The organism is Rhodovulum sp. DZ06, from assembly GCF_050586345.1.
In the GTDB taxonomy this organism is placed as follows: Bacteria; Pseudomonadota; Alphaproteobacteria; order Rhodobacterales; family Rhodobacteraceae; genus JBOCEF01.
On sequence record NZ_JBOCEF010000016.1, the window covers coordinates 78,108 to 85,289 of the forward strand.

Annotated in this window: 7 protein-coding genes; 5 read left to right on the forward strand and 2 right to left on the reverse strand. The window is 74.0% G+C overall.

The features are described 5' to 3' along the window. Positions 1–380: 380 nt before the first annotated feature. The 3 genes from ACQ5SO_RS09530 (at position 381) to ACQ5SO_RS09540 (ending at position 3,706) form a co-directional block, all read left to right on the forward strand. The gene (locus ACQ5SO_RS09530) at positions 381–1,184 is read left to right on the forward strand and encodes a hypothetical protein (RefSeq protein ID WP_430941356.1); all 804 of its coding nucleotides are present in this window, start codon (positions 381–383) and stop codon (positions 1,182–1,184) included. Positions 1,185–1,240: 56 nt separating this feature from the next. Next, a complete protein-coding gene (locus ACQ5SO_RS09535; RefSeq protein WP_430941357.1) occupies positions 1,241–1,399 on the forward strand; it encodes an entericidin A/B family lipoprotein in 159 nt (52 codons plus the stop codon). 453 nt (positions 1,400–1,852) lie between these two features. Further along, the gene (locus tag ACQ5SO_RS09540; protein WP_430941358.1) at positions 1,853–3,706 is read left to right on the forward strand and encodes a DEAD/DEAH box helicase; all 1,854 of its coding nucleotides are present in this window, start codon (positions 1,853–1,855) and stop codon (positions 3,704–3,706) included. Positions 3,707–3,874: 168 nt separating this feature from the next. Here the strand turns inward: ACQ5SO_RS09540 and ACQ5SO_RS09545 are convergent, their stop codons facing one another. Together ACQ5SO_RS09545 and pobA are read right to left on the reverse strand one after the other, a co-directional pair. Continuing rightward, positions 3,875–4,384: a hypothetical protein gene (locus tag ACQ5SO_RS09545; protein ID WP_430941359.1), complete on the reverse strand. Its 510-nt coding sequence runs from the start codon at positions 4,382–4,384 to the stop codon at positions 3,875–3,877. Positions 4,385–4,489: 105 nt separating this feature from the next. Next, complete coding sequence (pobA, locus tag ACQ5SO_RS09550; protein ID WP_430941360.1) at positions 4,490–5,659, reverse strand: 4-hydroxybenzoate 3-monooxygenase; 1,170 nt, start codon at positions 5,657–5,659, stop codon at positions 4,490–4,492. Between the two features lie 101 nt (positions 5,660–5,760). On the opposite strand from pobA, the gene ACQ5SO_RS09555 reads away from it, so the two are divergent. Both ACQ5SO_RS09555 and ACQ5SO_RS09560 read left to right on the forward strand, forming a co-directional pair. After that, the gene (locus ACQ5SO_RS09555) at positions 5,761–6,621 is read left to right on the forward strand and encodes a helix-turn-helix domain-containing protein (RefSeq protein WP_430941361.1); all 861 of its coding nucleotides are present in this window, start codon (positions 5,761–5,763) and stop codon (positions 6,619–6,621) included. A gap of 171 nt (positions 6,622–6,792) precedes the next feature. Beyond that, on the forward strand, positions 6,793–7,101 hold the full coding sequence (locus ACQ5SO_RS09560; protein WP_430941362.1) for a hypothetical protein: 309 nt from the start codon (positions 6,793–6,795) through the stop codon (positions 7,099–7,101). The last annotated feature ends 81 nt before the right edge of the window (positions 7,102–7,182 follow it).

A 7,182-nucleotide genomic window follows, 5' to 3' on the forward strand; every position in this document is an offset into this window, starting at 1 on the left:
GCGCCGCGATGCGCCCCGAGCGGCCCGGCGAGGACGCCGCCCCGCCCTTCGCGCCGTTCCTCGCCGACCCGCCCCCGGCGCGCGGCATGGCGGCGACGGGCCGGAGCGCCGCCCCTCCCGTTCCCCGACCCTCTCCGACATCTGCGCCCGCGCCGACGCCCGCGCCCGGATCCGCGCCGCCCTTGCGGCCCGAACCGGCGCTGAGCCGGGGGGCGCGGCCCCTGCCCGCCGCGCCCCTGCCCGCCGCGCCCCTGCCCGCCGCGCCTGCGCCGGAGGCCCCCGGCCCCGACGCGCCCCCGCCCGCCCGGCGCCTGCGCGCAGACCGGCGCGCGCCGCGTCCCGACGCCGCCCCGCGCCGGGGTCGGCCCGCGGCGGCGTTGTTGGGCCTTGCGCTGATCGGCGGCGCGGCGCTGGCGGCCCATACCGGGATCCCCGGCTGGTCGCCGGGCGGGTTGCGCCCCGCGCCCCTGCCCCTTGCCGCCACGGCGCTGTCGATCCAGCCCGCGCCGGGACCGGCGCCCCTCGCCGCGCCCGCGCTGCTGGGGGCCGCGTTGACCATGCAGGGGGACGCGGCGCGACGACCCGCGCCCGCCCGCCGCGCCGCCCTCGGGACCGCGGCCGCCGCCGCCTTCGCCTTGGCCCGGACCGACGCGCGGGCCGAGGCCGGAACGCCGCCCCAGGCCGCGCCGCTGCGCCTCGCCGCCGCCGCGCCGGGGCGCCCGGAAAGCCTCGCGCTCATGGCCGCCCCGGCCCGGACGCCCGCGCCCGCAAGCGGCGCGGCGGCGCGGGGGGGCGAGAGGGCGGCGGCGCTCGTCCTCGCCCCGCGCGGCGCGGCGCCCGCCGCACAGGCGCCGGACCGCCCGCAAGCGGCGGCCGCGCCCGCGCCGCTGCGCGTCGTCATCCACCACCTGCGCGCCGAGGAAGGCCGCGCCGCGGCGCTGGCCCGGCGCCTCTCGGGGGCCGCGCCGGGCGGGGTGCGCCTCGTGGCCGTCGGGGCGACGCCGGGGCGCGCGGACATCCGCGTCTTCCACGCCGCCGACCGGGCGGGCGCGGCCCGCATCGCGGCCCTGCTGCCCGCCGCGCGCGGCCCGCGCGACTTCACCGCCTTCCGCCCCGCCCCGCGCCCGGGGCTGGTCGAGATCTGGCTGGCTCCCGCCCCGGATCCGCGCCTTTCGCGCCCTTGAAACCCGTTTCAGCGAACTAGTTAACCAACCATCGACAACAGCGAATGGATTGCATCATGACCCGCACCGCTCTTCTGCGCCTCGCCTTCGTGCCTTTCGCCTTCTCGGTCCTCGCCGCGTGCAACACGGTCGAGGGCGCGGGTCGCGACATCCAGGCCGGCGGCAAGGCGGTGTCCAACGCGGCCGAGGAGGTCGAGCAGGAAATGCAGGAGTGATCCTGCCCCCCGGCCGGACCGGCTGATCGTGACGAGGCCCGGCGCGCCCCCCGCGCCGGGCCTCTCCCGTTTCCGCCCCCCTCTCCGCGCCGCGCGCGCGGGGAGGGGGCGGAGAGGGCGCGCCCGCGGCTCCCCCAAGAGGCCGCGGGCGCGTGCCCCATCGCCCGCCCCCATCGCCCCCCCATCGACCGCCCGCGGGCGCGCCCGCCGCCCCTCCCCGGCCGAAGTGATTCTCCGTCCCGGGGCGAAACCGGGCGGCGCCCCGCCGCGCGCGGCGTGAAATCCCGGCCCGCGACCCGGAATCCCGGGCGATTCACCGCGATTCCCCCACGGACAATTGACTTTCAAGGCCTTGGGCGTAGATTGCGCGCGCACAACGCCAATACGGGCGTCCGGACCGCGTCGACGCTGCGGTCGCACTGCAACTGACCGCAACAACATCAAGGTCCCTGCATGAAATTCTCCGAACTCGATCTCGACCCCAAGGTGCTCGCCGCCCTGGACGAAGCGGGCTACGAAACCCCGACCCCGATCCAGGAAAAGGCGATCCCCACCGCGCTGATGGGGCGCGACGTGCTCGGCATCGCGCAGACCGGCACCGGCAAGACCGCCGCCTTCACCCTGCCGATGATCACCATCCTCGCCCAGGGCCGCGCCCGCGCGCGGATGCCGCGCAGCCTGATCCTGTGCCCCACGCGCGAACTCGCCGCCCAGGTGGCCGAGAACTTCGAGATCTACGGCAAGAACCACAAGCTGACGATGGCCCTGCTGATCGGCGGCGTCTCGTTCAAGGACCAGGACAAGCTGATCGACCGCGGCGTCGACGTGCTGATCGCGACGCCCGGCCGCCTGCTGGATCATTTCGAGCGCGGCAAGCTGATGCTGACCGGCGTCCAGGTCATGGTGGTCGATGAGGCCGACCGCATGCTCGACATGGGCTTCATCCCGGATATCGAGCGGATCTTCGGCCTGACCCCCTTCACCCGCCAGACGCTGTTCTTCTCGGCCACCATGCCGCCGGAGATCACCCGCCTGACGGAGCAGTTCCTGCACAATCCCGAGCGGATCGAGGTGGCGCGCCAGTCCACCACCTCCGAGACCATCACCCAGTCGGTGGTCAAGCACACCCCCTCGGCCAAGGGCGCGGTGGGCGAGCGGGAGAAGCGCGAGCTGCTCTACGCGCTGATCAAGCGCGAAGGCCCGACGCTGACCAACGGCATCGTGTTCTGCAACCGCAAGCGCGACGTCGACATCGTGTGGAAATCGCTCAAGAAACGCGGCGTGAACGCGGGCGCGATCCATGGCGATCTCGACCAGTCCGAGCGGATGCGCGTCCTGTCCGGCTTCCGCGACGGGAACATCGACATCATGGTCGCCTCGGACGTCGCCGCCCGGGGGCTCGACATCCCCAACGTGTCCCACGTCTTCAACTTCGACGTGCCGATCCACGCCGAGGATTACGTCCACCGCATCGGCCGCACCGGCCGCGCGGGCCGCTCCGGCGCCGCCATCACCATCTGCTTCCCGCATGAGCAGAAGCATCTCGACAAGATCGAGGAGCTGATCAAGCAGCCGGTCCCGGCGGGCGAAAACCCGCTCGGCGGCGACGCCCCCGCGCAGGCCGAGGAGGCCGGGGACAAGACCGACGCCAAGGTCGAGGGGGAGCGCAAGCCGCGCCGTTCGCGCCGCAAGCGCAAGGGCGAGGAGCAGGCCGAGGAGGCCGCGGCCGAGACTACCGAGGCGACCGCCGCCGAGGCCGCTGCGCCCGAGGCCGCCGCCGAGGCCCCGCAGGACGAGGCCGCCGAGGCCCCGGCCAGGGACGAGAAGCCCCGTCGCCGCCGCTCGCGCCGCCGCAAGGACGAGGGCGAGGCCGAGGCCGAGGCGAAGCCCGCCGAGACCGCCGACGCGCAGCCCGAAGCCGCCGCCGAGCAGGCTCGGCCCGAGGCCGCTCCGGTCGAGGCCCAGGCCGAAGCCGCCCCTGCCGAGGCGCAGGCCGAGGACGCGCCCGCCGAGGCGCCGAAACCGGCCCGCGAGCGGTCCCGCGGCCGCCGCAACAAGCGCGAGGACCGGGCGTCCTCTTCCGACGACAAGCCTGCCCCCCGCCGCGCCGCCCGCCTGCCGGAGCCGGAGGAAGAGCATCTTCCCGTGCGCCGCGACCGCGGCGGCCGGATCATCGGCATGGGCGACCACGTCCCCGCCTTCATCGCCCGCCCGATCGACGTGGCGGCGCTGATCCGCGCCTCCTCGCGCAGCGACGACAACGCGCCGGTGGACACGACGGACGAGGCCGAGAGCGACGCGGCCTGATCCGCCGCCCTCCGCTGACAAACGCAAACGCCCGGACCGAAAGGCCCGGGCGTTTCGCTTTTGCGCGCACCGGTTTCGGGGGAGTGCGGAGGGGGCCCCGCCCCCTTGCCTGGGGGGCTCGGGGGGACTGGTCCCCCCGAAACGGGGCGCGGGCCCCACCGCCCGCGCCTACTCCGCCCCCATCCTGCGGCACTCCACCACTTCGCCCCACTTCGTGCGAAACTTGGACCGCTCTGCATCCACCGACAGCACCCGCAACGCCCCCGAAGGCTCACCATTCATCCAGTCGATCAACCACTTCGCCGTTTCCTCGGCAGGCGCCGCCAGCCAGGGCTCCATGTCCGGCCCGATGGTCTCCGCCCGCTCCACCCAATGCGCAGTGTTGACCCGGCTGAACACGCTCCCGGTCAGCGCCCAGGTCCCGCGCGCCCCGATCTCCACCAGCACCGTCGGCGACTCGGGCGCCTCCCAAGCGTACTCCACCGTTTCGAAGAACGTCCCGTCTTCCTGCAGCCGCGATACGCCGACCGAGTGGAACCGCGTGTCGGCCTCCTCGATCCTGTCGGTCTCGCAGACCCAGGTGCCCGGCAACAGGGCGCGGTCGATCTCCGCAGCCTGAGCGGGCGCCTGGACGGGCGCGGCGACAAGAAAAAGGGCGAGGGCGAACAAAAGGCGCATGAAAAAGGCTCCGGCAGATGCACTGCCGGAGCCTTGCCCGCTCGCACCCGCGCGGTCAACGCCCGCCGCACCGCCCCCCCCGGTCACGCCCGCGTCAGGCCCGCCTCAGAACGGCAGGCCGACATAATTCTCGGCCAGCGCCGTCTGCGCGGCGCGGGAGCTCTCGAGGTAGTCGAGCTCCGCCTCCTGCATCCGCTGGTCGAATTCCGACTGGTCGGGGAACCGGTGCAGGGTCGTCGTCATCCACCAGGAGAACCGCTCGGCCTTCCACACCCGCGCGAGGGCCCTGGCCGAGTATTCCTCGATCCCCTGCCCGTCCTTGTCCTTGTAGTGCCGTGACAGCGCGTCATGCAGGTAATGGATGTCCGAGGCGGCGAGGTTCAGCCCCTTGGCCCCGGTGGGCGGGACGATATGCGCCGCGTCCCCGGCGAGGAACAGCCGCCCCCAGCGCATCGGCTCGGCCACGAAGGAGCGCAGCGGGGCGATGGATTTCTCGATGCTCGGCCCGGTCTCGAGGCGCGCGGCGGCGTCGGCGGGGATGCGCGCCTTCAGCTCGGCCCAGAAGCGCTCGTCGGACCAGTCCGCGACCTTGTCGGTCAGCGGGCACTGCACGTAGTGGCGCGACAGCTGCGGGTTGCGCATGGAGCACAGGGCGAAGCCGCGCTCATTGTTGGCGTAGATCAGCTCGTCCGACACCGGCGCGGTTTCGGAGAGGATCCCCAGCCAGCCGAACGGATAGACCTTCTCGTACTCGCGCAGGATGGAGGCGGGGATGGTCTTGCGGCTGACCCCGTGGAACCCGTCGCAGCCGGCGATGAAGTCGCAGTCGAGCCGCTGCTCGGCGCCGTCCTTCACGTAGGTGATATAGGGCGCGTCCGTATCGGCGCCGTGGATCTGCACGCCCTCGGCTTCATGGATCGTGGCGGCGCCGCAGGCCTCGCGCGCGTCATAGAGGTCGCGCGTCACCTCGGTCTGGCCATAGACGGTGACGACCTTGCCGGTCAGCTCCTTGAAATCGATGCGGAAGGACCGGCCCGCGGCGGCGATGTAGGTCCCGTCATGCACCAGGCCTTCCTTGGCGCAGCGCGCGCCGACCCCGGCGCGGTTCAGCATCTCGACCATGCCCGCCTCGAGCACCCCGGCGCGGATGCGCCCCAGCACGTAATCGCGGGTCTTCGCCTCGAGGATCACCGTGTCGATGCCCTCGTTGTGCAGGAGCTGGCCAAGGAGCAGGCCGGACGGGCCGCCGCCGATGATCGCCACCTGGGTGCGCATGGGTGTTCTCTCCCTGAACAGTTTCGTTGGGGGCGAGTTTACGGTTGAAACGGCGCGCGTGAATGGAGAGGCTGGACGCAGACTTGCACGGATCGAACATGATGGATGACCTCGCCCCGCCCCGCGGCGCCCCCGCGCCGATCCCCGCCTATGCGCTTTATGGCGAGCAGGCGGGCGATGGCGGCCCTTTTCCGGACGTTCTGCACCTCGAGACGATCCCGGATCGCGCGGCCCTGCATGACTGGGAGGTCGGCGATCACCGCCATGCTGCGCTTGCACAGTTCCTGCTGCTGACCGCGGGCGGGGCCGAGGCGCGGATGGACGGCGCCGCCCGGCGGATCGGGCCGGGGACCGGGGTGTTCAACCCACCGCTCTGCGTCCATGGCTTCGATTTCGACGAGGGGGCCGACGGCTGGGTGCTGTCCATCGAGGCCGCGCGGCTCGGCGCCGCGCCCGAGGGACCCGCGGTGATCGACCCGGGGCCCGAGGCGGCGGCGGAGCTCGCCGCCCTGTTTCGCCTCGCCGCCGCCGAACATGCCGCCGCCCGCCCCGGCCGGGCCGAGGCGCTGGCGGCGCTGGCCGAGCTGATCGGCCGCCATTTCGCCCGCGCGGCGGGGCGCGGCGCGGGGCGAGAGGACCCGTCGGCGGCGCTGGCGCGGGCCTACCTGGCCTGGCTCGAGGAGCATTACCGCACCCAGCCCTCCGTCGCCGACGCCGCCGCGGCTTTGGGCGTGACGGCGACGCATCTGAGCCGCGTGTGCCGGCAGGTGACCGGGCGCCCGGCCTCGGCGCATCTGCACGCGCGCCTGGCGCTCGAGGCGAAGCGGCTGCTGGTCTACACGCCGATGCAGGTGGCGCAGATCGGCTTCTCGCTGGGCTTTGCGGACCCGGCCTGGTTCTCGCGGTTTTTTGCGAAGCACGCGGGGCTGCCGCCGTCGAAGTTTCGGGCGGCGTTCGGGTAGCGCCTGGGATGGGGGGCGTGGCGAGGGGCGGCGCAGGGGAGGAAGGGGCTTGCCCCTTCCTCCCCCGCACCCCCACCTTCCCCAGTGGAGCGTTGCGCTTCGGCGCAGCGGCATTGCCCGGATGCACGCCGAAGCCCATATTCAACGAAGACCCCAGCGAAGGAGACGACCATGCCCCTGCCTGTCGCCGCCCTGCCCCCGCTTGCGCTGAAGCTCGGCGGATATGCGCTGGTCGCCGCCGCGGCCTGGACCGCGGCCCGAAAGCTCCCCGCCGACGCCCCGCGCGATGCGGGCCGCGAGGCGGCGCTGGACGGCATGCCCGAGGGCGTGCGCCTGACCCGTGCGAGCCTTGGCGATGATGCGCGGATGGATGCCGATGCGCGGCTGGCCCGCGTGCTGCGGCTGGGTCCGAACGGGCCGGGTGTGGCGGCGGAGTTCACCGGGTTGGCGCGGCTGCGTTTGCGCCGGCTACGCGGGTGAATGCGAGGGGGGGGGGGGGGGGGGGGGGGGGGGGGGGGGGGGGGGGGGGGGGGGGGGGGGGGGGGGGGGGGGGGGGGGGGG

Bases quoted from the DNA above. Each gene is read 5' to 3' on its own strand.
- ACQ5SO_RS09545 (WP_430941359.1), bottom strand. From the start codon at position 4,384: ATGCGCCTTTTGTTCGCCCTCGCCCTTTTTCTTGTCGCCGCGCCCGTC.
- ACQ5SO_RS09535 (WP_430941357.1), top strand. From the start codon at position 1,241: ATGACCCGCACCGCTCTTCTGCGCCTCGCCTTCGTGCCTTTCGCCTTC.
- ACQ5SO_RS09555 (WP_430941361.1), top strand. From the start codon at position 5,761: ATGGATGACCTCGCCCCGCCCCGCGGCGCCCCCGCGCCGATCCCCGCC.
- ACQ5SO_RS09540 (WP_430941358.1), top strand. From the start codon at position 1,853: ATGAAATTCTCCGAACTCGATCTCGACCCCAAGGTGCTCGCCGCCCTG.
- ACQ5SO_RS09560 (WP_430941362.1), top strand. From the start codon at position 6,793: ATGCCCCTGCCTGTCGCCGCCCTGCCCCCGCTTGCGCTGAAGCTCGGC.
- pobA (WP_430941360.1), bottom strand. From the start codon at position 5,659: ATGCGCACCCAGGTGGCGATCATCGGCGGCGGCCCGTCCGGCCTGCTC.